Source organism: Pseudomonas sp. LjRoot277 (genome assembly GCF_964253845.1).
Taxonomy (GTDB): Bacteria; Pseudomonadota; Gammaproteobacteria; order Pseudomonadales; family Pseudomonadaceae; genus Aquipseudomonas.
Genome location: NZ_CAXURI020000001.1, coordinates 1,512,512 through 1,537,835, shown reverse-complemented (window position 1 = coordinate 1,537,835; position 25,324 = coordinate 1,512,512). Strand labels below are relative to the sequence as shown.

Below are 25,324 nucleotides of genomic sequence, written 5' to 3'. Positions count from 1 at the left end.
TCAAACGCCTTGGCGCAGTTGTGCGCCCCGCGAACCGGATCCTGTCATGTTACGAATCACCGAACTCAAGCTGCCGATCGACCATCCCGAAGAAGACCTGCGCCCTGCCATCGTGCAGCGCTTGGGCATCACCAGTGATGACCTGCTCGATTTCACCTTGTTCAAGCGCAGCTACGATGCGCGCAAAAAGTCCTCCGAACTGTGCTTCATCTACACCATCGACCTCAACGTTCGCGATGAGGCGACGGTGCTGCACACGTTCGCCGATGACCGTAACGTCAACGTGGCGCCGGATGTCAGCTACAAAGCGGTCGGCCAGGCGCCGGCTGATCTTGAGCAACGTCCTGTCGTGGTGGGCTTCGGTCCGTGCGGGATTTTCGCCGGGCTGCTGCTCGCGCAAATGGGCTTCAAGCCGATCATCCTCGAGCGCGGCACCGAAGTGCGTCAGCGCACCAAGGACACGTGGGGTCTGTGGCGTAAAAGCGTGCTTAACCCGGAGTCCAACGTGCAGTTCGGTGAAGGTGGCGCGGGGACATTCTCCGACGGCAAGCTCTACAGCCAGATCAAGGACCCGAAATTCATCGGTCGCAAAGTCCTGCACGAGTTTGTAAAAGCAGGCGCGCCGGAAGAAATTCTCTACGTCAGCAAACCGCACATCGGTACGTTCCGTCTGACCGGTGTTGTGGAAAACATGCGTGAGCAGATTCGCGCGTTGGGTGGCGAAGTGCGCTTCCAGCAGCGCGTTACCGACGTATTGATCGAGGACGGCCAACTGGTCGGCGTCGAGCTCAATGGCGGCGAGCAGATCCATTCGAAACACGTGATTCTGGCCCTCGGCCACAGCGCCCGCGACACCTTCCGTATGCTCCACGGCCGTGGCGTGTTCATGGAAGCCAAGCCGTTTTCGGTGGGTTTCCGCATCGAACACCCGCAATCGCTGATCGACCGCGCGCGCTTGGGCAAGTACGCCGGCCACCCGAAACTCGGGGCCGCCGACTACAAACTGGTGCACCACGCCAGCAACGGGCGTTCGGTCTACAGCTTCTGCATGTGCCCGGGCGGCACCGTGGTGGCGGCGACGTCCGAGCCGGGCCGCGTGGTCACCAACGGCATGAGCCAATACTCGCGTAACGAGCGCAACGCCAACTCCGGGATCGTCGTCGGGATCACCCCGGAAGTCGATTATCCGGGCGGCCCGCTGGCGGGGATCGAGTTGCAGGAACGCCTGGAATCCCACGCCTTTGTGCTGGGCGGCAGTAACTACGAAGCACCGGCGCAACTGGTCGGTGACTTCATTGCCGGCAAGCCTTCCACCGAGTTGGGCAGCGTAGAACCCTCCTACAAACCGGGGGTTGCCTTGGGTGATTTGGCGCTGGCCTTGCCGGCGTTTGCCATCGAAGCCATTCGCGAAGCCTTGCCAGCGTTCGAGAAGCAGATTCGCGGTTACTCTCTGCACGACGCCGTGTTGACCGGGATCGAGACGCGTACGTCGTCGCCGCTGCGGATTACCCGTGACGAGTCGATGCAGAGCCTGAACGTGAAAGGCTTGTTCCCGGCGGGTGAAGGCGCGGGTTATGCGGGCGGGATTCTGTCGGCGGGTGTCGACGGGATTCGGATTGCAGAAGCTGTGGCCCGCGACATCCTAGGCCTCAAGGCCTGACCTGCATTACCTGGAATAAATGCAAAACCCTGTGGGAGCGGGCTTGCTCGCGAAAGCGGTGGATCAGCCAACATCTCTGTTGAATGTGAAACCGTATTCGCGAGCAAGCCCGCTCCCACATTGGATCTTCAGTGCTGAACAATCTCAGATATTGGCGCGCAGAACGGTGGCCGGCAGCAGCTCACCGCGCTCGACACTCCCCGCCACGGCATCCATCAAACCACTCAACTCATACCCCTGGGCCTTGAGCCAAGCCTGATCGTAATAGGTGGTGGCATAACGCTCGCCGCCATCACACAAAATCGCCACGATTGACCCCGACTCCCCCGCCGCTGCCATCTGCTGGGCCGCCATCAACGCGCCGATCAGGTTAGTACCGCTCGACCCGCCGACCCGTCGTCCCAAACGCTGCGCCAGGTAATGCATGGCCGCCAGAGACAACGCGTCCGGCACCTTGACCATCGCATCGATCACTTTGGGCAGGAACGACGCTTCCACCCGAGGCCGGCCGATGCCTTCAATCCGCGAACCGCAATCCAGGCGCAAACTGGCATCGCCGGTCTGGTAGTAATCGAAGAACACCGAGCGCTCGGCATCGGCGCAGAGCACGCGGGTGCAATGTTGGCGATAACGCACGTAACGGCCCAGCGTCGCGGTGGTGCCGCCGGTGCCGGGGCTGGAAATCAGCCAGCTCGGCTCGGGGTGCAGCTCGAAGCGCATTTGCTGGAAGATCGACTCGGCGATGTTGTTGTTCGCCCGCCAGTCGGTAGCGCGCTCGGCATAGGTGAACTGGTCGATGAAATGCCCATCGTGTTCGCGAGCCAGCCGCTCGGATTCGGCGTAGATCTGCGTCGGATCGTCGACCAGATGACTCTTGCCGCCGTAGAAGGCGATCTGCGCGATCTTCTCCTTGGAGGTGGTCGCCGGCATCACCGCAATGAACGGCAAGCCCAGCAAACTGGCGAAGTACGCCTCGGAAATCGCCGTTGAACCGCTGGACGCTTCAATCACCGGCGCCCCGGGCTTGAGCCAGCCGTTACACAGCGCATACAGAAACAGCGAGCGCGCCAAGCGGTGCTTCAGGCTGCCGGTGGGATGGCTGGACTCATCCTTGAAATACAACTCGATGCCCGGAAAACCCGGCAGCGGCAAGGGGATCAGGTGGGTGTCGGCGCTGCGCTGGAAGTCGGCTTCGATGATCCGGATGGCTTCGCGGGCCCACTGTCGGTTGTCGCTCATGGTGGTTTTCTCGTTGATTCGGCCTTGTTGCAAGGCTCAGCTAACAAGCTTAGGAAAAAACCTACATCACGCACAGATACAGCTGAGGTTCAATACGCCCGACAACTGCTAGGCTCAGGTCCCTGACGGTCGTTCGCGTTGTAACGGCATATAACAAAAAAGAATATAACTTTTGTTTTAACAACTAACGGTACGGGTTAGGGTGTGCCACCTTTTGAATTCATCGATGGAGAGCGACCTTGCCTCTGCGTAGCACTTTCACGCGTTTCTTCCAGTTGGAAGCTGCCAGCGGTCTGTTATTGATCGCCGCTGCTGCCCTGGCTTTGATCATCAACAATTCCCCGCTGTCGTGGCTTTACAGCAGCTTTCTGGACACTCCGGTAGTGGCGCAGATCGGCGCGTTGCAAATCGCCAAACCGGCGCTGCTATGGATCAACGACGGCCTGATGGCCCTGTTTTTCCTGCTGATCGGGCTGGAAGTGAAGCGCGAAGTTCTTGACGGTCAACTGTCGAAACCGTCGCAAATCGTCCTGCCCGGCGCGGCGGCGATTGGCGGCATGGTGGTTCCGGCGTTGGTCTACTGGTTTCTGAACCGCGAAGACCCGGCAGCCCTGAGTGGCTGGGCCATCCCGATGGCCACCGACATCGCCTTCGCCCTCGGCGTACTGGCCCTGCTGGGTAAGCGGGTGCCGGTGTCGCTGAAGCTGTTCCTGATGACTTTGGCGATCATTGATGACCTCGGCGCAATCATCGTCATTGCGATCTTCTACTCGGGTACGCTCTCGACCCTTTCGCTGTCTCTGGCCGCGACGTGCATCGTGGCGCTGATCGCGATGAACCGGCTCGGGGTGGTCAAGCTCGGGCCGTACATGATCATCGGCCTGATCCTTTGGGTTTGCGTGCTCAAGAGCGGCGTCCACGCGACACTGGCCGGTGTGACCCTGGCCTTCTGCATTCCACTGCGCACGAAAAACGCCGAACCGTCGCCGCTGCTGACCCTCGAACACGCCCTGCATCCATGGGTGGCCTACGGCATCTTGCCACTGTTCGCGTTCGCCAACGCCGGCCTGTCCCTGAGTGGCGTGACCGTCGAAAGCTTCACTCACCACGTACCGATGGGCATCGCGGTTGGCCTGCTGCTGGGCAAAACCCTAGGCGTCTTCGGCCTGACCTGGTTGGCCGTGAAAATCGGCATCGCCGCCCTGCCCCAAGGCGCCAACTGGGGCCAGGTATTGGGCGTGGCAATCCTCTGCGGCATCGGCTTCACCATGAGCCTGTTTGTCGGCTCCCTGGCGTTTGTACCGGGTGTCAGTGAATACGCCGGGATGGATCGGATGGGAATTTTGACCGGGTCGATACTGGCGGCGCTGATTGGTTATGCGGTGACGGCGGCAGCGAGTCGCAAGAGCACCGTTCTGCAATCCTGATAAACAGAGACAACTCCTAGAGTCATTCAAGACTCGTCCTACAGCCACGATCAGCCTCGTTCGTTAACGTCGCACAGCCCCTTTTTTGGGGGCTGTCGACGGACGAACGCAAGGAAGATCAGTGGCTGGCAACAAGGACATTCCCCGGGTTCAGAACCCTCCGTCAGGCGACGGTCATCACGTCACTCACCGCTTTATGACGGCTACCGAACTGGCCGCGCGGGACGCCAGACAAAACGCTTACGACGCCATGCTCGCAAGGCAAGACGCCTTCGAACGGAGTCGTGAGGTTGCCGCGAAAAAGCATGAAGTCGTTCGCGCGGGCTGCGTCTTCGCCAAGTCCTGCAAGCTGCCGGACGCCATCATCGATTACTCGAATCCTTCGGGAATGGTACCCACCGATAGCCTCAAGGACTACGGAGAAGTCGCCTGGCTCGGTGCTCGCGAGGTAGACGATGCAGGGCTGCTGAATCTTGAAACGATCAGTGGCAGCACCGTCTCGCTTGGCATCGGCCGAATGGCTCTTCGCACACCGACTCTCGCCGTTCCCACCGCAGCACTCAGTGCTGCTGGAACCGCCATATTGGCCGGCCTGGTCGCGTTTTTCTGGACGCCGAGCCTGGGCGACAGCGCGCTCTATACCGAAGACCAGTTGCGCGCCCTGAAACAGGCTCGAACTCGCGTTCGGCTGAGAATCGAGCAACAGGCTGACGGTAGTCTCAAAGGATACGGTTTCTACACCGGAAAAAACCGCGATTGGGAAATGGTTGATGTCGTGCAATTCACATTGCGTGGCAGTCAGCAGGTGGCGGATCTGGGGGATGGTGTTGAGCTGATCTGGACACCGGCTGTGGATGGTTCCGACATCCTCGGCATTCCAGCGCTGGAAGCTGCGCCGCAAGCGCCGCATATTTGGGTTTATCCGCCGACGAAAGCGGCGGATAGCATCATCGTGAATCCGGTTTATCCGCCTGAGTACAAGGATTTCATTCTTGTATTTCCGGTTGGTTCTGGGGTGTCGCCGCTATATGTTGTGATCAGCGCGCCTCGTAAAGGCTTGCCAGCAGCTGGTCACAGTTATCATCCAGCACCAAAAACCGAAGAAATCACTGCATTTCCGGGCCTTAGAAAGGCCAAGAAAAAGAATCCCATCGTAGGAGGCGGAGGACTTAGAGAGCGCTGGATTGATGCAAAGGGCAAAACCATCTACGAGTGGGACTCTATGCATGGGGAGCTGGAAGCTTATCGCGCAAGTAATGGGAGTCACTTGGGAGCATTTGACCCCATAACAGGTGAGCGACGTGACGATGCTCAATCTAAACGCAACATCCCCAAAAAATACTTGTGAGACGACGATGGGACTGAAACTAAGGTTGGAATGGTATGACAAGCAAACTGAAATTTGTGAGGGGGAAGAGTCCTCCAAAGATTTAGGTGACGATGAGTCAATACTTGATGCTCTCGGCATCCCCGTCGAAAACAATATTAACAATGGAGGCTTTGATGTTGGCAGCCATTGGGTTGCCATTATTCAACCCTACTTTCGCCACCTAATTGACCTGGCCGCCTACGATCACCAACTATCTTTCGATTATCGCGAGAACTGGTAACCCCGCCGAGACACTCAACTTACCGCTGACCGGATGGTCAGCCAATTTTCGTTAACGTCGCGCAGCCTTTTCGAGGGCTGCGAAGCCAGGTAGAAGGACCTCAAAATGACTGAAGATAAAAAACGTGCGCTATCTATCCATCGCCGGTTTTCACCCTGATGAAAAACAAGATAATTCATTGCAGTTCCAATTGACCATCAAAGACTATGAATTGAACCAGGCATTAGCTCAATTGACCGAGTCAAAAAAACTGGAAGAAATAGAGCCTGGAGAGCTGGAGCTAACAGCTGCTCAAATCCTACTGGTTGCAGAACTACTAGAAGTCGACTTCCCCGAGGGGCTGGAATATTTCATAGGTCCCCGCGCCGCGTCGTGACAATCCTTAACAAACAAAACCCCGACCAGTCACCTGATCGGGGTTTTCTTTTACCCGTATTCCCGCTTAATGCGAAACGCGGCTAGTCCCATCTACAGTAGCAATCCGCACCCGCTCACCAACACGGAATACTTCATTCTCCTGAACCTGTTGTACGTAGGCGCGCATGCTGCCGTCGTCTTCACGCACGGTGATTTCCACGCCCTGAGTGCGGGTCAGGCCTTCTTCGGCTGCAGAACCTGCCAGGCCGCCAGCGACGGCGCCGATAACTGCAGCAACGATGCTGCCACGACCGCCACCGATAGCGCTGCCGCCAACGCCACCCACCGCCGCACCGGCAAGGCCGCCGATTGGGGTTTTGGTGCCTTCGATTTTGACCGGTCGCAGGGATTCGATCGTACCCATGCGAATGGTCTGCACGCGACGCGCTTCGTCACGGGAGTAGGAGTCACCGGTCAGGCTCGATTGGCAGCCAGTGAGCAACATCGCCATCGTGGAAAAGGAAGCAACCAGCAGAACAGACTTACGCATAGCATCAACTCCAAAGGACAGGTATTCATTAAACTCCGCAGCTTGACGCCTGTCACGGCATCGCCCGGATAAAATTGGTTTGATTCAGGCCCGGTACAGGCACCTCCACGAACTCACCACACAGTAGCGGCAAATTCCGGAATCTGCGTCGCTGCCCCAAGGATTGTCATGGATTACTTCATTATTGTCGTCACTACCGTTGCCGGATTGTATTTCCACGGGTGGCTATACGTGCGGATCAAACGCTGGATGGACCGCGATCTGGCGTTGGCACTGGCGGGTAAAGACGAGCATAAAAAGGCGTTCATGCTCCAGCAACTGGCGAACGCTCAAGCGCAGAAAATCAAGCGCCGAGACCTGCCCCAGTGGCTTGAAGCCGCTGCGGCAGGCTATCCCGATCGGTAGACGGCTTAAGGTGCCAGACGTTCAAGAATCCAGTCGGCGCCCTGAAAGCGGTAGTTGAGGCGATCGTGCAGGCGGCTCGGACGGCCTTGCCAGAACTCGATACGCTCCGGTAACAAACGATAACCGCCCCAGTGCTCAGGGCAATGAGGTTGCGTGTCGCTGAAACGTTGCTCGGTGTTCTTGAGCAGCGCTTCCAGCTCGGCACGATCGGCGATTACCTGGCTCTGGGGCGAAGCCCAGGCACCGAGGCGGCTGCCCAGTGGACGGACCTGGAAGTAGGCGTCGGACTCTTCAGGCGTGACTTTCACCACCCGCCCCTCGATGCGCACCTGGCGCTCCAGGGCCGGCCAGAAAAAGGTCATGGCCGCGAACGGGTTCGCGGCCAGATGCTGACCCTTGGCGCTGTCGTAGTTGGTGAAGAAGGTGAAACCCTGCTCGTCCAGTCCCTTGAGCAGCAGAATGCGGCAATGCGGCCGACCGTCCTGATCGACGGTGGCCAGGGTCATGGCGTTGGCTTCCACCGGCGCCTGCTCGGTTTTCACCGCGTCGGCGAACCACTGATGGAACAGCGCGAATGGCTCGGCCGGGGCTTGCGCCTCGGTCAGGCCATCACGGGTGTAGTCGCGACGCATATCAGCCAGGCCCTGGGTCATGGCGCATTCCTTTTGGTTAACGAATCACTTTTTTACAGTATCGGCGGCGTCGGCGACTTTTTTCGTGTCGGCAGTGGCTTTGGCCGGAGCAGTCTTTTTCGCCGGCGTTGCAGTTTTAGCCGGTGCCTTCTTGGCGGCGGCTTTCTTGGCCGGGGCTTTTTTCGCAGCAGGCACAGCCGCTTTCTTCGCGGCTGGTGCCGGGGTGACCGGCTTGACCACTGGCTTGACGTCCTGGGCAGCGACCAACTTCACTGGCGCTGGCGCCGGCATGTTGTACTTACTCAGTAACGCGACCATGGTGTTTTGCGGGGTCACCAGCAGTTCGATGCGACGGTTCAAGGCACGGCCTTCATTGCTGTCGTTGGCAGCACGCGGGGCTTCGCCACCCATACCGCGCAACATCAGGCGATCACGCTGCAGACCGCTGAGGCGGAAAATCGCTGCCACGGCCTGGGCACGCTCCTGGCTCAGTTTCACGTTGGCCGGTGCGGCGCCCGATGTATCGCTGTGGCCGAGAACCAGCACGGCGGTTTTCGGATCGACTTCAAGGATTTTCGCGACGCGAGTGAACGGACCGAGGGTCACCGGCAGCAGCATGGCCGGACGGTCAGGGTTGAACGAGCCTTCTACTGGCGCGGTCACCACCAACACGTTTTCACGACGTTCGAGTTGCAGATTGCTGTCCTTGATCGCTGCGCGCAGACGCGGTTCGTAGTCGTCGAGCCAGGCCTGGGTAACTTTAGGATCGGGCATCGGCACGGCTTTAGCAGTGCTTTGCTCTTTGCCGCCGAACGGCCACCACCAATTGCCACCTGCATCGGCCTCAGCCTTGGCCTTGGCCTTGGCCACCTCGACCGGTTTGGCTTCAGGATTGGCTTCAGCTTTTACCTCTGGCTTCTTGTCGAGAACTTCTTCGGAACCGAATGGCCAGTACCAAGGGTTGGAGCTTTCAGCCTTGGCAACCGGAGCAATCGCGGCAGGCTTCAAAGGTGCCGGGGCTGGGGTCGGAGCCGGACCTTTAGCGGCGACTTTGTCGGAAGAACCGAACGGCCACCAGCTGCTGCCATCCGAGTCATTTTGTGGAGTTTGTGCGCAACCGGTAATAGCGAAGCACAGGGCCAAAGCGAGAGTTTTATTGGATGACATTGAATATCCACAAAATAGGTAATGAAAAATCAGGCCGGGTTGACCCGGATAAACAGACGCTTGGAAACCATAAAGGCCTTGGGGTTCCGGCCCTGGAACCCCTGAGCGTGATTTACAGACAAGTGGCCAGTGCCCGCACAAGCTTTTGCGCGCGCGGATCCATCAAGACGTACGGCCCTAGGGTATTTGTCACAAAGCCGAAGGCCACATCGTGTTCCGGGTCAGCAAAACCGGTGGAACCGCCCGCACCCGGATGACCGAACGCACGAGGGCCGAGGCCGTAGGTGGCGTTGGGGACGTCCGGTTGATCGAGCATGCAACCCAGGCCGAAACGGGTCCGGGTCAGTAAAGTCTTGTCCTCGCCGAGGCTGTGCTCGCGCGTCAGTTCCTCGAGCATTTCGCTTTCCAGCAAGCTGCCATCGAGCAGACCCGCATAGAACCCGGCCAGGCTGCGGGCATTGCCGTGACCATTGGCGGCCGGCTGCTGCATGCGTCGCCACTCGGGTTTGTTGGTGCTGGTCATGATCGACGGCGGGTTAGTGAACGCCCTCGTGGTCATGGCCGTCGGCTCGCGCATGGTCACTTGCAGCAAGCGCTGGGCGGCGGCATCGCCGACATTGCCCTTGCCACGGGCGATGTGCGCCACGCGATGGAACTCCTGGTCCGCCAGGCCGACGTGGAAATCCAGGCCCAAAGGCTTCGCGACCCGTGCCACGATGGACTCACCCGGCCCACGACCGTCGGCACGACGCAGCAACTCACCGACCAGCCAGCCGTAGGTGATTGCCGCATAACCGTGACCAACCCCCGGCGTCCACCACGGTTCTTCGGCGGCCAGGGCGTCAACCATGGTTTGCCAGTCGTAAAGGGCTTCCGGGGCCAACAGCTCACGCAGTGCCGGTAGACCGGCCTGATGGCAGAGCAATTGACGCAGGGTCACGGACGCTTTGCCGGCGGCGGCGAACTCGGGCCAGTAGCGGGCAACCGGAGCATCCAGTTGCAGCTTGCCTTCGGCCACCAGTTGCAGGGCAGTCACGGCGGTAAAGGTCTTGGTGCAGGAAAACAGGTTGGCGATGGTGTCGCTGTGCCAGGCTTCGGTGCCGTCCTTGTCAGCGGTGCCGGCCCAAAGGTCGACCACGGTTTCACCGCCAATCTGGATGCACAACGCTGCGCCACGTTCCTGAGGATCGTCGAACAGCGCCGCGAAAGCCTCACGCACCGCTTCGAACTTCAGCTCGTAAAAACCCTGAATCTGCACCCGCAACTCCTCTGGATAAACGCTCTACAAAGTGGCCGCATTGTTCCAGCCATTGAAGGTTTTGGAAACAGGGCCGGGCCGGGCGGTCGCCATCCCGCCCGAGTGAAACACTCAGTAAATCTTACGTACTTGTCAGCACTCAGTGGCCATTGCCGGAATGCCCACCCGCATGACCAGCGCCCTGCCCCGGGCCTTTGCCGGCGTCGCCTTTTCGGTCGCCCTCGGCGGCATGGCTGGCTTTTTCAGCTTCGGCGCTGGCCTTCTCGGCCTCTTTACCGAGCTGATCGACGGTCTGCAAATTGCTCTTGCGCACGCTGTCGACGAAGCCCTGGAACGGCAGATCGGTAATGCCCACCAGCCCGAAGTGACCGTTCTCGCCATCCAGCAGACGACCGGTAACCGGTTGGTCAAGGTATTGGAACCAGTGCACGCCGACGATCGACGGTTCGCTCATCGCCTGTTTGAGGAAATTGGCGTAAGCGGCCCCACGGTCTTCTTCCTTCGCCAATTGCGTCACGCCGCCCCAGAACGGGCCGCGATCCGCGGAGCCAAAGTTGAACTCGGTGATCAGCACAGGTTTGTCCAGGCTGCGCAATTTGGCGAAGTCATACCCGTCCTGCGGTTGCAGGGTGTACATGTTGAAGCTCAGCACGTCGCAATACTGGGCGCAGGACTCAACCGCTTCCGGGGTGCTGATAGCAAACCGGCCACCCAGCAACAGCTGATTCGGCGCGTGCCACTTGAGCGAGTCGGAGAGGGTCTTGAAGTACGTGTCGGCGAAGACCTTCTGGAAGTATTTGAAGTCGGCTTCGATTTCCGGGTATTCGGCGCTTGGCAGCGGCGGCACGAAGCCCGGGTCTTCCATCAATTCCCAGGCCGGCAAATCAATGCCCCAGGCTTTGGAAAGGCCTGCCTGATTGCGGTACTTGTCCCGCAATTGCTTGAGGAATGCGCGCTTGGCCGGCACGTCGGTAGTCATTTTCAAGGTGCCGTAGGCCAAGGCGTAACGGGCTTTCGGGTCGTCGCCGGGACCGGCCCAGGCCAATTCGTTGTCGGCAAAGTAGCCGATCAGCCACGGATCGTCGCGATGGTCGCGCGCGGCGATGGCCACGGCACGTTCGGTGGCCATGGCGAATCGTGGGTCGAACGGATCGGGCATGCCGCCCCACCAGTCGGTGCCGGTGCTGATGCTGGCGTAATCGCCGACGATCGACAGCGGCAAGGTGTACGGCACGCGATCAGCGCTGGCCAACGCCGGGGCGCTCCAGTTGCCGAGGGTGTTGAAGCCCCAGGCTTGCAGGCGATCAAGGGTGTGGCTGGCCCAGCGTTGTTCATCAACCAGCGCTTTGCAGGGTTCGGCAGGTGTTTGCTCAGCTGCTTTCGCGGCGGTCGCTTCAACGGCGCCGGTCTTCGCGGATTCGGCGACACCGGCCTTGGTGTCGCTGGTCAACACACACGGCGGACCATACAGACGCTGCAAGTTGGCACCATAGAAGTCGTACCAGCGACCGGCATTGTAGCCTCGGCCCTGATCGACGCCGTTGCCACCACGGTTATCGCCTTCGCCATAATGGCTGGCCAGAGGCTCGTCGGGTTTGGGCAGCGATTCAAACATCCACTCGCGGCCGGCGACGTAGGTCTGGTCGACGTCCGGGGTGACGGTGTTGACCCCGAGCGAATAGAACGGGTGGCCTTCCGGGGTCACCAGGTACCAGCGACCGTCGCGCTTCTCAGTGCGGAAAAACCCGCTGGCCTTGAAGGCCGGACCTTTGTTCCAGCCACCAAACTTGTCCAGGGACGACTTCTCGCGCTCGGCCAGCCAGGTTTTCAGTTGCTGCTGTTCCTTGGCGGCGGCGCTTTTCAGTTGCTCGTCGCTGCTGACTTTCTCTGGCCATTTGGCCCGGGCCGACTGGCCGTAAGCGTCTACAAGGCCGCCAAAAGCCGCTTGGGTAACCGCATCGCCGTCCTGCACGCCAAAGCGTTCCAGCAGAATGCTTTGGGCGACTTTTGGCTGATCCATCGACAAGGTCACCGACACCACCTGGCTGCGCTCCAGCTCACCGGCGCTGCTGGCCAGCAATACGCGCTGCCCCTCAAAAGTGATCGGCATCGGCGGGCCGGCTTTCAGGCCAAGGCTCAATGGCGTAAAGGGCTGCAGCGGCACCAACAAGGTTTGCGCAGGGCCGGCCGGCAAGTCGACGCGGCTGACCAGTGTCTTGCCGTCGTTGCTCTGGATTTTCACGTACAGGGTCACGGCCCAGTTCATTGCGCTCTGAATCCGCAAACTCATGAAGCCCGACTGCGACCAGTCCCAGGCGCCAGTCTGCGGGGTCAGACGCAAGGTCGGTTGTGCCACCGGGTTGAACGTCACCCGACGCAACACTTCGCCTTCGGCCGTTTGCTCGGCGTTGGATTGCGGCAGGCTGGCGTCCTGAGTCGCCACCTGGACCACATCGGCGGGGCGCACAAAGTTGAACAGCGTCTGTTGGCCGGCAGGAGCCGCCAGCAAAGGGGCTGCGAACATCAGAGCGAAAACGGCAGGTAACGAACGGCGCAGCGAACGGCGAATCATGAGAACGAAATTCTCCCTAACGACCCGGATGGGCCAGTGGAAAAGCGATGGCAGAGAGATAGACAACGCGGTGGGCAAATTTGCCCACCGGTGTATCAGGAAATTTCTCGACGGAAGGGTGGCAACGCATTGAGGATCGCTTTGCCATAACGCTGGGTCACCAGACGTCGATCGAGCAAGGTGATGGTTCCGCGGTCTTCTTCGGTGCGCAGCAAGCGACCGCAGGCCTGGACCAGCTTCAGCGAAGCATCCGGCACGGAGATTTCCATGAACGGATTGCCACCCCGTGCTTCGATCCACTCGGCCAGGGCCGCTTCGACCGGATCATCGGGCACCGAGAATGGAATCTTCGCGATCACCACGTGCTCGCAGTAGGCACCGGGCAAGTCGACCCCTTCGGCGAAACTGGCCAGGCCGAACAACACACTGGAATCGCCACCGTCGACGCGCGCCTTGTGTTTGTTCAGGGTTTCCTGTTTCGACAGGTTGCCTTGAATGAACACCTGCTTGCGCCAGTCGCGGTCGAGGCCGTCGAACACGTCCTGCATCTGTTTGCGCGAGGAGAACAGCACCAGGGTGCCGCGCGAACCTTCCACCAAGGCCGGCAAATCACGGATGATCGCCGCGGTGTGGGCCGGCGCATCACGCGGATCGGCCTTCAGGTCCGGCACTCGCAGCACGCCGGCGTCGGCATGATGGAAGGGACTTGGGACCACAGCGGTCACGGCTTTTTTCGGCAGGCCGGCGCGCATGCGGAAGCGGTCGAAGGTACCGAGCGCGGTCAGGGTCGCGGAGGTCACCAGCGCGCCGTAGGCGACGTTCCACAAATTGCGACGGAGCATTTCCGCCGCGAGGATCGGGCTGGCGTTGACCTCGATGTCGAACAGCGAGCCGCTTTCGGCCAACGTCAGCCAACGGGCCATGGGCGGGTTGTCTTCCGGGTCTTCAGCAGTGAACGCCACCCACAATTCCCAATTGCCCGAGGAACGGGACAACAGGCTGCCGAACAGCGGATACCACTCTTCGGCCTGGTTACTGGCGATGCCGATGTTGACCTCGCCGTCCATGCCTTCCTTGAGCAGTTCGGTGAGCCGAGTGAACAGGTCGGTCAGACGGGCAAAGCCCTTCTTCAGCTCGACACCCATCTCGCGCATGTGCTCGGGAATCACCCCGCCGACGAAGCGGTGACGCGGCCGCTCGCGACCTTCAACGTCTTCGCCGGGCTTGAAATCGGCGACCTGCTCGCAGGCGCTGAACATGAATTGCTGCTGGGTCTTGATCTCCCGCGCCAACTCCGGCACTTGTTCGATCAACTTGCCCAGGTCGCCCGGCAGCGGATGCTGGGCCAGCAACTTGGTGAGGTTCTTGGCGGTGGTTTCCAGCCAGTCGGCGGTGGACCGCAGACGCGTGTAATGGGCGAAATGGCCGATGGCCTTGTCCGGCAGGTGGTGGCCTTCGTCGAACACGTAGATGGTGTCGCGCGGGTCCGGCAGCACGGCACCGCCGCCCAGCGCGAGGTCGGCAAGGACCATGTCGTGGTTGGTGACGATCACGTCAACCTTGCCCATGCCTTCGCGGGCCTTGTAGAAGGCGCACTGGCCGAAGTTCGGGCAATGGCGATTGGTGCATTGGCTGTGATCGGTGGTCAGGCGCGCCCAGTCGGCATCTTCCAGTGCGGTGGACCAACTGTCGCGGTCGCCGTCCCACTTATTGCCGGCGAGTTTCTCGATCATGCTGGTGAACAGCTTCTGACTGGCCTCGTCGACCTCGATCTTGAAGCCTTCTTCTTCGAACAGCTGCGCCGTGGCGGTTTGCGCGTGACCTTCCTGGAGCAACATGTCGAGCTTGGACAGGCACATGTAGCGCCCGCGCCCCTTGGCCAGGGCGAAACTGAAGTTCAGCCCGCTGTTGCGCATCAGGTCGGGCAAATCCTTGTAGACGATCTGTTCTTGCAGGGCCACGGTGGCCGTGGCAATCACCAGGCGTTTGCCGGCGGCCTTGGCCGTGGGGATGGCGGCCAGGCTGTAGGCCACGGTTTTGCCGGTACCGGTGCCGGCTTCCACCGCGACAATCGCGGGGTCGCCACTGCGCCGGCCTTCGTCGTCGGTGTCGATGTCACCGAGGACCTTGGCAATTTCGGCGATCATCAGGCGTTGGCCGTAGCGCGGCTTGAGGCTCTTGGCTTCGAGAAAACGCGAGTAGGCGCCCTGGATCGTGGTTTTGAGTTCAGTGCTGATCATGGATTGTCGGGCGCAAAAAACGCTGGATAAATTTTCAGTGGTTCGGTTCGGCCGCTATCATACCCCGCTAATTAATCCCGCGCAGAACGGAGTACCCCAATGACACCTTTTGGCATCGTTTACACCCTGCATGTCCTGTCCGCCCTGGTCTGGGTTGGTGGCATGTTTTTCGCGTGGATGGTCTTGCGGCCCGCGGCGATGAAGGCGCTGGAGGGCCCTGCCCGGCTGAAGCTGTGGGTAGAAGTGTTTCAAGGTTTTTTCCGCTGGGTCTGGGTCGCGGTGGTGCTGTTGCCGGTCAGCGGTGTGGGCATGATTCATCTGCAGTACAGCGGTTTTGAAGCGGCGCCGCGGTATGTGCAGGTGATGATGGGGTTGTACGTGGTGATGACGGCGCTGTTTATCCGGATTCAGGCGTTGTTGTTGCCGGAGTTGCGTACGGCGGTGGCGGCGCAGGACTGGCCGACCGGGGCTGCGACGCTTGGGAAAATTCGCAAGTTGGTGGGGATTAATCTGATGGTCGGGTTGGTGCTGGTGGCGATTGCTGCGGCTCGGCCTACCTTCTAAAGCCTCACAGCTTTTGTGGCGAGGGGACTTGTCCCCGTTCGGCTGCGCAGCAGTCGTAAACCAGACACTCTCCGGTTTGGTGCCGCTTCGCAGCACAACGGGGACAAGTCCCCTCGCCACAGGGGTCTGGGGCGTTCTTACAACCGCTGAACAGTCACCGCCCCCGCCGCACCCGCAGGCCCCGGCTGACCATCAACACCCGGTCTGCCGTTCTTGCCGCCATCAGCCTTGTAAACAAAGCAGCCCTTGGCCTTGCCACCCGCGCCCGGTTTACCGCCAGGCCCGGCCACACCACCGTCACCGCCAGCCACCTGAACCTTGATCAGTTCCGTCGGGAAATCACGCGGCACTTCCAAACGAACCAGTGCACCCGGAGCGCCGGCCTGACCGTCGCTGCCATCACTGCCATCGGCACCGCGACCGGCCTGGCCCCAGGTACAACCCGGTGCCTGACCGTTGGCCCCATCGAGACCGACGAAACCCGGCGCGCCCGCACCGCCGCGAGCGTCCACCAACAATTGCGGCGCACTCAGTGCCTTGATCTGCAAGTTGAGGTTACGCCCGGAGCGGGCTGCCTTGAGGTAAGTTCCCGGCGCACCGCGAGCCGTGATCTGGCTGCCTTCCGACAACTGCGCACGACTGACCTTCAGCTCAAACGGCTGTTCGCCGGGTACGATGGCGATCCGCGCTTCACGTCCCAGACGCAATTCGCCGACGGTGACCTCGGTCACATTCGAGGGAATCAACAACGTGCCGTAGTCGGCCACTTCCAGGCGTTCCAGCTGCAAGGTGCTGGCGGTGTTGGGCAAACGCATCAGCGAGTTGGTTTCGACGCTCACCACCTGGGCGCAGGCCAACGGGCTGATGAGTGCAGCGAGCAGACAGAGTTTACGCATGGGAAGCCTTAGGCGCGGTCGGAGCCGGGATGGTTTGCAGGTGGAAAACGCCGAAAAAAAGGATCTTCAGGCGATCAAGCCAAGGGTGGGCGCGACCTCTGAGGCTGCGGAAACAGAACACCGCCTCAAGAAGATGAAGGGATGCCAGCAGGCCGCCGGCCAGATCGACCAACAGATGCAGAGGATTGACAAACGGCATGAGCTGATTGACCAGCACCACCAGCCAGAACAGCAGGGTCAACAACTTCCCCAGCCCCCAAAACACGTTCATACGCCCCCCGTTGAGAATTATTCTTTGCACGCACAGTACCGGCTTCCACGCGGGATAAGCCAGAGGGCGACGAAAAATTCTTCATGAAGACCGCCGAATGGCCGCCGAACCAATCTTAATTGTCGTCCGACGGCTCTATCACGGGGCTCAGCGATTGACGTGCAACTCCACCCGACGGTTTTTCGCCCGTCCTTCTTCCGTTTCGTTATCGGCCACCGGCTGACTTTGGCCCTTGCCCTCGCTGGTGAGCTTGTTCGGCGCCACGCCCTGGCTCAACAGGTAGGCCGCCACGCTGCTGGCGCGACGTTCCGAGAGTGCCTGGTTATAGGTGTCCGAGCCGACGCTGTCGGTATGTCCGATCACCTTGATGCTCACCACATCGGCGCTTTGCAGTTTGGGCATCAGCGAATCCAGCTTGCTCTGCGCGGCAGGGGTCAGTTCGGATTGGTTGAAGGCAAACAGTACGTCGCCCGCGTCACTCAGGGTGATGACCTCCGATTGCACAGGTTCAGGTTTCACGCTGGCCGGGTACTGCGGCATTGGGCAACCATGATGTTCGACGGGGGTATTGGCCGGCGTATCAGGGCAGCGATCACGTCGGTCGAAGACACCATCGCCGTCTTCGTCGCCATCCTGGGCGTAACAGATCAAGCCACCGGTCAAGATACCGAGCGCCGCCCCACCGGCCGCCCAACCGCCACTTTCGAGAGCGCCCAGACCGCCACCGACCAGGCCGCCGATAACGCTGCAGATTGGCCAGGTTCGTTGATTGAGGGGGGCGGTGCCATCGCTGTGAGTAGCGCAACCGGTCAACAGGCTGCCCAGCAGCACAACCGGCAAGACGGTCCGTGTGAAAACACTCATGGTGAAAGCTCCTGTGTTACCGGCCAATGCCGGTCACACAGGAGTAAAGACCCGCATCCGCGACTGCACAAGCCGCGGAGTACGAGGGGTTTAGCGGTTGATTTTGATTTCCGTGCGACGGTTCATCGCGCGGCCGTCAGCGGTTTTGTTATCGGCAACCGGCTGGCTTTCACCGGCACCGGTAACAGAGACGAAGCTGCTGCGCGGTACACCTTGGGAAATCAGGTATTCAACCACCGAGTGCGCACGACGATCCGACAGTTTCTGGTTATACGTATCGCTGCCAACGCTGTCGGTGTGACCGGTTACAGTCAGTTGGGCGTTAGGCGCTTCCCCTTTCAAGCGAGTGGCGATTTTATCGAGTACAACTTTGTCTGCGGGGGTAAGTGTGGCCTTGTCGAACTGGAAGTGAACATCGCGAATGACGATGACTTCTTCTTTAACCACGGCTGCTTCTTCGACCACTGGTGCAGGCACCGGTGGAGGGCAACCGTCGGCATCGACGCGCACGCCTTTAGGTGTTCCCGGGCACTTGTCGCGGCTATCCGGCACGCCATCGCCGTCTTCGTCGCCATCACCGTGAACCCAGCAATAGGCCGCCGCCGTGCCGCCGACGAGCAGCGCGCCATACCCCGCCCATGCCGAGCTCTCGGTTGCGCCGAGACCTGCACCCACGACACCACCGACCGCCGCACAGGTCGGCCAGTCGGTTTTCTGCAAACCTGCGCAACCAGTCAACACACTGGTTAGCAGAACCAAGGGTAATGCTGTCCGAACTATGCTCATCTAGTTTTCTCCTGAGGGATCGGCTTAGAACCGATTCAGGTAGTAAAGACCCGAGTTTTAATCTCCGCCAGCAATAGGCCATTGCAGTTTTATCCCGTGTTCACGGCGCATCGGCGCTTTTGGGGCAAACCACCTCTAGGCCCGGCTCTTTGAGCAGGCTAGTCTTGGCAGTTCTGATTGAGGATCTTCGATGATTGCAGGTATTTCTTCGCGCACGCCCCAGCAGGCGTTGGCCGCTTTGCTTGATCGTTATGCCCCCGCGCGCCTGTTGCTGATTGGCGCCAGCGAGTTCCCCGCGCTTGAGGCCTTCAAGCTGGCGCACCCGGACACTTGTGTGGCCCATGCGGCACCCGGGGCGTTGCCGGCTGAATTGGCGGCGCGCCGATTTGACCTGGCATTGGTGGTCGATTGCCTCGAACACTTGCCCAAACGCGATGGCCTGAACCTGCTTGGCGGGGTCCGTAACCTCAACGCCAGTCGCATTGCGGTGCTGGCGGACTTGCCGGCCAGCGGCTGGCAGGAAACCGATTTTTTCTCCCTGGCCCTGCAAGCCAGCGAACGCTTCCAGCGCGACGATCAAGTGCTGACCCTGTTCACCTATGATCTGCTTGACTACAAACAAGTCCCCGACTGGCTCAACTCACGGTTTTGGGCCAATCCGGAAAACTTCGGGAAATATTGGTGGTAACGCAATGAGTACATCCATTTGCCCCTGCGGCAGCGGCACCCTGCTGGATGCCTGCTGCGGCCATTACCATGCTGGCCATCCAGCGCCGTGTGCCGAAGCTTTGATGCGTTCGCGCTACAGCGCCTACGTGCTGGGGCTGATCGATTATCTGGTGGCGACCACCCTGCCCGCACAACAGGCAGGCCTGGATCGGCAGTCCATCAGCGACTGGAGCGTCCAAAGCACCTGGCTGGGCCTTGAAGTGGAAAGCTCCGAGGTCTTCGGCGGTCAGCCTGAACATGCCTTCGTGACCTTTACCGCTCGCTGGCACGACGGCAGCGGTGAACACAGCCACCGCGAGCGCTCCTCGTTCGTGCAGAACGCCGGCCACTGGTACTTCATCGACCCCACCGTACAACTCAAGGCCGGGCGTAATGATGCGTGTCCTTGCGCCAGCGGGCAGAAGTTCAAGAAGTGTTGTGCGGGTTATTTCAGCAGTTGAGGTAACCCCGAGAGGCTAGACTGGGCATCAAAGGGAGTCCCTCCATGCTCAGTCAGCGGCGCGTCTTTCAAACCCTCACCCTGCTCCTGTTTCTGGGGCTCGGCGGCTGCGCGTCCTGGTTCGGCGACGATCTGCCGGAGCCGCAGGTGCACCTGGCCAAGGTCGAAGTGGTCCAGGCCAAACTGATGCAGCAGCGATTCCTGCTGCACTTTCGCGTCGACAACCCCAACGACAGCGATCTGACGGTGCGGGGCATCGAGTACCGCATTCACTTGGGCGACATGCTGTTGACCGAAGGTGAACACGAACACTGGTTCACGGTCGGGCCCAAGCACAGTGCCTACTTCAAAGTGCCGATCCGCACCAACCTGTGGCCCAAGGTGCGGGATCTGGTGAAACTGCTGAAAAAACCCAAGCAGCCCATTCCCTATCGTCTGGAAGGTGAACTGGAAACCGGTTTATTCATCGCGCACTACGTGCACCTGGCGCGCAATGGCGTGATAATCCCCGCCGATTTAATTCCGGAGCAAAACCGATGACCCAGCAACCCCATGTCCATGGCCCTGACTGCAACCACGATCATGACCATCACGACCACCCTGATCACGACCATGGCCATGTCCACGGCCCGAACTGCGGCCACGCCCACCAGGAACCGGTGCGTAACGCCCTGAAAGACGTCGGCCGCAACGACCCTTGCCCCTGTGGCAACGGCAAGAAATTCAAGAAGTGCCACGGCGCTTGATGCTTCGGGCGAAGATCTTTTTCGCCTGTTGAATCGCCTTCGCGAGCAAGCCCGCTCCCACATTTGATCGCGTTCACAAGGTAGATACGGTCAAGTGTGGGAGCGAGCCTGCTCGCGAAGAGGCCCTCAAAGTCACCCTCACTTCAAGATCTGCACAGAGCTGACGACCGTCGCGTATTCCCCGTGCAAATTTCCTAGCGACATCGCATGCACTTCCTCGGCTGTATGGGCTTTACCAAAGTAGTCAGCCTTGTCGAACGTAAAACACGCATCCTCCGCCACCCACGTTTCAAACCCCAGATTCCCGGCCGTTCGTGCCGTGGATTCCACCGAGTTGTTGGTCGCTACTCCGACAATGACCAACTGATCGATACCTGCCTCTCGCAAACTCGCTTCCAGCCCCGTCGCACAAAACGCATCCGGCACCTGCTTTTGAATAAGCTGCTCACCGGTCTGTGGCTGAAACCGTTCCTGAAATTCCACCCCCGATTGCTGCGGCCAGAACACCGAGTCAGGTGAACGGGACAGGTGCTGTACATGAATGACCGGTCGCCCGGTTCGACGCCAATGCCCCAGCAAATCGAGAATTCGCTGCTCGGCCTGAATATTATTTCGGCGACCGAGTTTGGGATGCAGAATGCCTTTTTGTTGATCGATGATGATCAGCGCCGCGTTTGTTTTGAGCTCCATGCCGTTTTTTTCTCATGCGGGGTCATTGAATTTCCCGCACTTCAGCATCACCTCCTCCTACAGGCAAGCTATCGAACGCAAACAGGACGACCTGATGCCGGCGTTTGCTGTCCGCAAGTAACGACATCTTTTGATTTGGAGTACTCCATGATCGACCTGTATTACTGGACCACCCCCAACGGCCACAAAATCTCGATATTCCTGGAAGAAGCCGGCCTGCCGTACAACGTGCACCCGATCAACATCAGCCAGAACGACCAGTTCAAACCCGAATTCCTGAAAATCTCCCCGAACAACAAAATTCCGGCCATCGTCGATCCCGAACCGGCCGATGGCGGTGAGCCATTAGCACTGTTCGAGTCCGGGGCGATTCTGTTGTACCTGGCAGAGAAAACCGGCAAGTTCCTGCCCAAAGACCTGCGTGGTCGCCAGCAAGCGCTGCAATGGTTGTTCTGGCAGATGGGTGGCCTGGGGCCGATGGCCGGGCAGAATCATCACTTCAGTCGGTTCGCGCCGGAGAACATCCCCTACGCGATCAAGCGCTACATTGACGAGACCGCCCGCCTCTACGGGGTCCTCGACAAGCAGCTGGCCGATAAAGACTTCGTCGCCGGCAGCGAATACAGCATTGCCGACATGGCGATCTACCCGTGGATCGTTTCCCACAAATGGCAGAGCCAGAACCTGGAAGACTTCCCCAACGTGCTGCGCTGGTTCAACCACATCCAGAGCCGTCCGGCGACGGTGAAGGCGTATGCCCTGGTGGCCAAGGTCAATCCGCCTAAATCCTGAAATAACCTGATACCCCGCTTGCGCGGGCACCTCCTGCTCACTAACGTAGCGCCTTTAATGACGCTACCCCCCGCAGGAGCTTTGCCATGGCCTCGCCAGCCCTTACACATTTTCTTCCCCGGTTCGGCGTTGCCGCTGCAGTGGCCGGTGTTTTGAGCCTGACCGGTTGTCAGACCTGGAACACCCAGGACACCCTCCCGCCGACCACCGGTGTGCAGCCGCTCAAGGGCCTGGCGCAGAACGTTTCGGTACGCCGCAATGCCATGGGCATGCCGTTGATCGAAAGCAACACCTTCCACGACGCGCTGTTCACCCTGGGTTACGTCCACGCCACCGACCGCATCACGCAGATGGTCACCCTGCGCCTGTTGGCTCAGGGCCGTTTGTCGGAGATGTCCGGTTCGGACCTGCTCGACGCTGACCGCTACATGCGCGCCGTCAACCTGAAGAAAAGCGCCGGCGAGCTGTACAAGGCGTCTTCGCCGCGCCTCAAACGCTTCTTCGAAGTCTATGCCCGCGGCGTCAACGCCTACCTGTTCCGCTATCGCGACAAGCTGCCGGCGGACCTCGCGGCCACCGGCTACAAACCTGAATACTGGAAGCCGGAAGATTCGGCGCTGATTTTCTGCCTGCTGAACTTCAGCCAGTCGGCCAACCTGCCGGAAGAAATCGCCTCGTTGATGCTGGCTCAAACCGTCAGCACCGACAAACTCCCGTGGCTGACGCCGTCTGCCCCCGATGAAAAGCTGCCGCTGGCCGAAGCTGAAAAACTTCAGGGCATCAAGCTCAACGGGCAAATCCCGGGGCTGGCCGAGATCAGCAAAGCCACGAGCCAACTGTCCGATCTGAACCTGCTGGGCGCCACCTCGTCGAACAACTGGGCGATCGGCCCGCAACGCAGCCGCAGCGGCAAAAGCCTGCTGGCCAGCGACAGCCATGGACCACTGGGCGTGCCGTCGTTGTTCAGTTACGTGCAGATCCGCGCGCCGAAGTACCAGGCCTCTGGCGTAACCATTGCCGGTTTGCCGATGGTGCTCGGCGGTTTCAACGGCAAAGTGGCGTGGAGCATGACCACCGTCATGGGCGACAACCAGGATTTGTTCCTGGAAAAAATCAAACGCCAGGGCAACGGTCTTTCCTACGAGGTGGGCGGCAAATGGCAGCCGGCGATCGTGCGAAACGAAACCTACTTCGTCAAAGGCCAGCGGCCGATTCGCGAAGTGGTGTACGAAACCCGCCATGGCCCGCTGCTCAACAGTGCCCAAGGCACGACGCTGGCCAACGGTTTCGGCCTGGCCTTGCAGACGCCGAACTTCACCGATGACAAGACCCTGGATGCATTTTTCGACTTGTCTCGCGCCCAGACCGTCGAGAAAGCCTCGGACGCCAGCCGTGAAATCCGCGCCATCGCGCTGAACCTGGTATTTGCCGACGCCAGCAACATTGGTTGGCAAGTCACCGGCCGCTTCCCGAACCGTCGCGAAGGCGAAGGCTTGCTGCCGTCGCCGGGCTGGGAAGGTCGTTACGATTGGGACGGTTACGCCGACCCGATGCTCCATCCCTATGACCAGGATCCGGCCCAAGGTTGGCTCGGCACCGCCAACCAGCGAGTCATTCCCCATGGCTACGGCATGCAGTTGTCCAACTCCTGGTCGGCGCCGGAGCGTGGCGAACGCCTGGCCGAACTGGCGGGCGTGGGCAAACACGACACACGCAGTCTGATCGCCATGCAATACGACCAGACCACCACTTTCGCTGCCAAGCTGAAGAAAATGTTTGAAGCGCCGGGCATGGCCAAGCCACTCAAGCAGGCCATTGAAGCGTTGCCTGAGGCGGATCGCGGCAAGGCTCGTGAGGCGTATACCCACCTGATGGCCTTCGACGGCAAACTCAGCCCGACCTCCGCTGATGCAGCGATTTACGAGCTGTTCCTCCAGCAAAGCACCCAGCAAATCTTCCTCGACGAACTGGGTCCGGAAAGCAGCCCTACGTGGAAAGCCTTTATCGCCAACGGCAAGTTGTCCTACGCGGCCCAGGCTGATCACCTGTTGGGGCGTGAGGACAGTCCGTTCTGGGATGACGCTCGCACACCGCAGAAAGAAGATAAACCGGCGATCCTCGCTCGCAGCCTGGCAGCCGCGATCAGCGCGGGCGACAGCCAGTTGGGCGGCGATCACAAAGCCTGGCAGTGGGGCAAACTGCACCGCTACGAATGGAAAAACGCCAGTGGCCAGACGGTGCGCGGTCCGCTTGCAGCCGGCGGCGACCACACCACGCTGAATACAGCTGCATTCGCCTGGGGTCAGGATTTCAACACCACCCTGGCGCCGGCCATGCGCTTTATCGTCGACTTCGGCCAGGCCGAACCGCTGATGGGGCAGAACGGTACGGGGCAATCCGGTAATCCAGCGAGTCCGAACTACCTCGACAGCATTGATCCGTGGCTGAAGGGGCAATACATGAGTCTGCCGATGCAGCCGCAGAACTTTGACAAGGTGTATGGGAAGACGCGGTTGACGCTGACACCTGGCAAGTAAGTCAAAAAGACAAGATCAAAAGATCGCAGCCTCGTTTCACTCGGTGTAGTGGTTCAGTTTTTTTGAACCGCTCTGTAGGAGCATTAAGCCGCTTGCTGCTCAAACAGCGCAGGCGGCAGGTGGTTCGAAGCGGAATGGCAACGGCGATGGTTGTAATGTGAGATGAAGCCCATCACATCCTTCTCCGCTTCGAAATGATTTTGGTAGCCGTTTTCTGGCATCCAATCGTGCTTCAACGTCCTGAAATAGCGCTCGACCACCGCGTTATCCCAGCAGTTTCCTCGACGACTCATGCTCTGAACGATCCGGTTTTCTGCCAGACATGCAACAAATCGATCAGCGGTATATTGGCAGCCCTGGTCTGAGTGAAATAGCAACTCAGGCATCGGACGGCGTAACGCCACTGCCAGCTTAAGTGCCTTCATAGACAGCTCAGTATCAGCGGTTCGCGAGCAAGCCCACCCCACGATCCTGCGTGAAAACAGGTCCATCACCACGGCCAGATACAACCAGCCGTTCCCCACTCTGATGTAAGTGATATCGCCTGCCCAAAGCGTGTCAGGCCGGGCCGGATTGAAACGACGATCAAGTATGTTCGGTGCAGCGACTGCCGGCTTCGTCGCACGGCGATAATGGGCGTAACGAGGCCTACGCCGGTGCAAACCGAAGGTCTTGATCAAGGTGCGCATTCGATAGCGGCCAATGAAAATGCCTTCTTTTCTTAATTCTTTGGATAGCCCGCGAGTACCTAATGCTTCGCGATGCTCCCTATGCAACGCGCGGAGTTTGCGCCCCAGCCATCGCTGCGCAGGTAGCAGCAGCTCGGGTTTGCGCTTCACGTAATAGCTGCTGCGGGCCAGACCGAACACGGAGCACATACGCCTAATCGACAT

26 protein-coding genes are annotated in these 25,324 nt (G+C 59.9%); 13 read left to right on the top strand and 13 right to left on the bottom strand.

Annotated features, from left to right (window positions below):
- The first annotated feature begins 46 nt into the window (after positions 1-46).
- Positions 47-1,660 carry an NAD(P)/FAD-dependent oxidoreductase gene (locus ACSQ87_RS07310; protein WP_223432948.1) on the top strand — a complete coding sequence of 538 codons (1,614 nt, stop codon included), beginning with the start codon at positions 47-49 and terminating at the stop codon, positions 1,658-1,660.
- Between the two features lie 144 nt (positions 1,661-1,804).
- Here ACSQ87_RS07310 and ACSQ87_RS07305 read toward each other — a convergent pair whose 3' ends face one another.
- Entirely contained in the window at positions 1,805-2,899 is a 1,095-nt protein-coding gene (locus tag ACSQ87_RS07305) for a PLP-dependent cysteine synthase family protein (protein WP_223432949.1), read from the bottom strand.
- A 239-nt stretch (positions 2,900-3,138) separates the two neighbouring features.
- Between ACSQ87_RS07305 and nhaA the strand changes: the two genes are divergently transcribed.
- The 4 genes from nhaA (at position 3,139) to ACSQ87_RS07285 (ending at position 6,312) form a co-directional block, all read left to right on the top strand.
- Complete coding sequence (gene nhaA, locus ACSQ87_RS07300; RefSeq protein WP_436273572.1) at positions 3,139-4,326, top strand: Na+/H+ antiporter NhaA; 1,188 nt, start codon at positions 3,139-3,141, stop codon at positions 4,324-4,326.
- Positions 4,327-4,447: 121 nt separating this feature from the next.
- Complete coding sequence (locus tag ACSQ87_RS07295) at positions 4,448-5,674, top strand: colicin E3/pyocin S6 family cytotoxin (RefSeq protein ID WP_223432951.1); 1,227 nt, start codon at positions 4,448-4,450, stop codon at positions 5,672-5,674.
- Between the two features lie 7 nt (positions 5,675-5,681).
- Complete coding sequence (locus ACSQ87_RS07290) at positions 5,682-5,936, top strand: colicin E3-like toxin immunity protein (protein WP_223432952.1); 255 nt, start codon at positions 5,682-5,684, stop codon at positions 5,934-5,936.
- Between the two features lie 124 nt (positions 5,937-6,060).
- Positions 6,061-6,312 (top strand): pyocin S6 family toxin immunity protein, encoded by a 252-nt coding sequence (locus ACSQ87_RS07285; protein WP_223432953.1) that lies wholly within the window; start codon positions 6,061-6,063, stop codon positions 6,310-6,312.
- A 66-nt stretch (positions 6,313-6,378) separates the two neighbouring features.
- On the opposite strand, the gene ACSQ87_RS07280 is transcribed toward ACSQ87_RS07285, so the two are convergent.
- Entirely contained in the window at positions 6,379-6,843 is a 465-nt protein-coding gene (locus ACSQ87_RS07280) for a glycine zipper 2TM domain-containing protein (protein ID WP_150654882.1), read from the bottom strand.
- A 168-nt stretch (positions 6,844-7,011) separates the two neighbouring features.
- Here ACSQ87_RS07280 and ACSQ87_RS07275 point away from each other — a divergent pair, with 168 nt between their 5' ends.
- On the top strand, positions 7,012-7,248 hold the full coding sequence (locus ACSQ87_RS07275; protein ID WP_223432954.1) for a hypothetical protein: 237 nt from the start codon (positions 7,012-7,014) through the stop codon (positions 7,246-7,248).
- 5 nt (positions 7,249-7,253) lie between these two features.
- On the opposite strand, the gene pdxH is transcribed toward ACSQ87_RS07275, so the two are convergent.
- From pdxH to dinG, 5 genes are all read right to left on the bottom strand, one after another.
- Complete coding sequence (gene pdxH, locus ACSQ87_RS07270; RefSeq protein ID WP_436273571.1) at positions 7,254-7,901, bottom strand: pyridoxamine 5'-phosphate oxidase; 648 nt, start codon at positions 7,899-7,901, stop codon at positions 7,254-7,256.
- Positions 7,902-7,925: 24 nt separating this feature from the next.
- Entirely contained in the window at positions 7,926-9,047 is a 1,122-nt protein-coding gene (locus ACSQ87_RS07265; RefSeq protein ID WP_223432956.1) for an OmpA family protein, read from the bottom strand.
- A 112-nt stretch (positions 9,048-9,159) separates the two neighbouring features.
- Entirely contained in the window at positions 9,160-10,305 is a 1,146-nt protein-coding gene (locus tag ACSQ87_RS07260; RefSeq protein WP_223432957.1) for a serine hydrolase domain-containing protein, read from the bottom strand.
- A gap of 139 nt (positions 10,306-10,444) precedes the next feature.
- On the bottom strand, positions 10,445-12,877 hold the full coding sequence (locus tag ACSQ87_RS07255; protein ID WP_223432958.1) for a beta-galactosidase: 2,433 nt from the start codon (positions 12,875-12,877) through the stop codon (positions 10,445-10,447).
- Positions 12,878-12,972: 95 nt separating this feature from the next.
- Positions 12,973-15,117, bottom strand: coding sequence for an ATP-dependent DNA helicase DinG (gene dinG / locus ACSQ87_RS07250; RefSeq protein WP_008153901.1), 2,145 nt, complete (start codon positions 15,115-15,117; stop codon positions 12,973-12,975).
- 99 nt (positions 15,118-15,216) lie between these two features.
- Between dinG and ACSQ87_RS07245 the strand changes: the two genes are divergently transcribed.
- Positions 15,217-15,681, top strand: a complete 465-nt coding sequence (locus tag ACSQ87_RS07245) for a CopD family protein (protein WP_223432959.1) — start codon at positions 15,217-15,219, stop codon at positions 15,679-15,681.
- A 137-nt stretch (positions 15,682-15,818) separates the two neighbouring features.
- Here ACSQ87_RS07245 and ACSQ87_RS07240 read toward each other — a convergent pair whose 3' ends face one another.
- The 4 genes from ACSQ87_RS07240 to ACSQ87_RS07225 form a co-directional block, all read right to left on the bottom strand.
- Entirely contained in the window at positions 15,819-16,577 is a 759-nt protein-coding gene (locus tag ACSQ87_RS07240) for a collagen-like protein (RefSeq protein WP_223432960.1), read from the bottom strand.
- The gene (locus ACSQ87_RS07235) at positions 16,570-16,848 is read right to left on the bottom strand and encodes a DUF1145 domain-containing protein (protein WP_150654874.1); all 279 of its coding nucleotides are present in this window, start codon (positions 16,846-16,848) and stop codon (positions 16,570-16,572) included. The genes ACSQ87_RS07240 and ACSQ87_RS07235 overlap by 8 nt, the downstream gene beginning before the upstream one ends.
- 147 nt (positions 16,849-16,995) lie before the next feature.
- A complete protein-coding gene (locus ACSQ87_RS07230) occupies positions 16,996-17,712 on the bottom strand; it encodes an OmpA family protein (RefSeq protein WP_223432961.1) in 717 nt (238 codons plus the stop codon).
- Between the two features lie 90 nt (positions 17,713-17,802).
- Positions 17,803-18,498 carry an OmpA family protein gene (locus ACSQ87_RS07225; RefSeq protein ID WP_223432962.1) on the bottom strand — a complete coding sequence of 232 codons (696 nt, stop codon included), beginning with the start codon at positions 18,496-18,498 and terminating at the stop codon, positions 17,803-17,805.
- A 190-nt stretch (positions 18,499-18,688) separates the two neighbouring features.
- Here ACSQ87_RS07225 and ACSQ87_RS07220 point away from each other — a divergent pair, with 190 nt between their 5' ends.
- The 4 genes from ACSQ87_RS07220 to ACSQ87_RS07205 are packed head-to-tail and all read left to right on the top strand — an operon-like array spanning position 18,689 to position 20,412.
- Complete coding sequence (locus ACSQ87_RS07220) at positions 18,689-19,186, top strand: DUF6231 family protein (RefSeq protein WP_150654871.1); 498 nt, start codon at positions 18,689-18,691, stop codon at positions 19,184-19,186.
- 4 nt (positions 19,187-19,190) lie between these two features.
- Positions 19,191-19,667 (top strand): YchJ family protein, encoded by a 477-nt coding sequence (locus tag ACSQ87_RS07215; RefSeq protein WP_223432963.1) that lies wholly within the window; start codon positions 19,191-19,193, stop codon positions 19,665-19,667.
- Positions 19,668-19,711: 44 nt separating this feature from the next.
- Positions 19,712-20,206, top strand: coding sequence for an LEA type 2 family protein (locus ACSQ87_RS07210; protein WP_223432964.1), 495 nt, complete (start codon positions 19,712-19,714; stop codon positions 20,204-20,206).
- On the top strand, positions 20,203-20,412 hold the full coding sequence (locus tag ACSQ87_RS07205) for an SEC-C metal-binding domain-containing protein (RefSeq protein WP_223432965.1): 210 nt from the start codon (positions 20,203-20,205) through the stop codon (positions 20,410-20,412). The genes ACSQ87_RS07210 and ACSQ87_RS07205 overlap by 4 nt, the downstream gene beginning before the upstream one ends.
- A 138-nt stretch (positions 20,413-20,550) precedes the next feature.
- On the opposite strand, the gene ACSQ87_RS07200 is transcribed toward ACSQ87_RS07205, so the two are convergent.
- Positions 20,551-21,102 (bottom strand): cysteine hydrolase family protein, encoded by a 552-nt coding sequence (locus ACSQ87_RS07200; RefSeq protein ID WP_223432966.1) that lies wholly within the window; start codon positions 21,100-21,102, stop codon positions 20,551-20,553.
- Positions 21,103-21,249: 147 nt separating this feature from the next.
- Between ACSQ87_RS07200 and ACSQ87_RS07195 the strand changes: the two genes are divergently transcribed.
- The gene (locus ACSQ87_RS07195; RefSeq protein ID WP_223432967.1) at positions 21,250-21,894 is read left to right on the top strand and encodes a glutathione S-transferase N-terminal domain-containing protein; all 645 of its coding nucleotides are present in this window, start codon (positions 21,250-21,252) and stop codon (positions 21,892-21,894) included.
- A gap of 86 nt (positions 21,895-21,980) precedes the next feature.
- Positions 21,981-24,431 carry a penicillin acylase family protein gene (locus ACSQ87_RS07190; protein WP_223432968.1) on the top strand — a complete coding sequence of 817 codons (2,451 nt, stop codon included), beginning with the start codon at positions 21,981-21,983 and terminating at the stop codon, positions 24,429-24,431.
- Between the two features lie 83 nt (positions 24,432-24,514).
- On the opposite strand, the gene ACSQ87_RS07185 is transcribed toward ACSQ87_RS07190, so the two are convergent.
- Positions 24,515-25,300 (bottom strand): IS3 family transposase, encoded by a 786-nt coding sequence (locus ACSQ87_RS07185; protein WP_317851638.1) that lies wholly within the window; start codon positions 25,298-25,300, stop codon positions 24,515-24,517.
- Between the last annotated feature and the right edge of the window lie 24 nt (positions 25,301-25,324).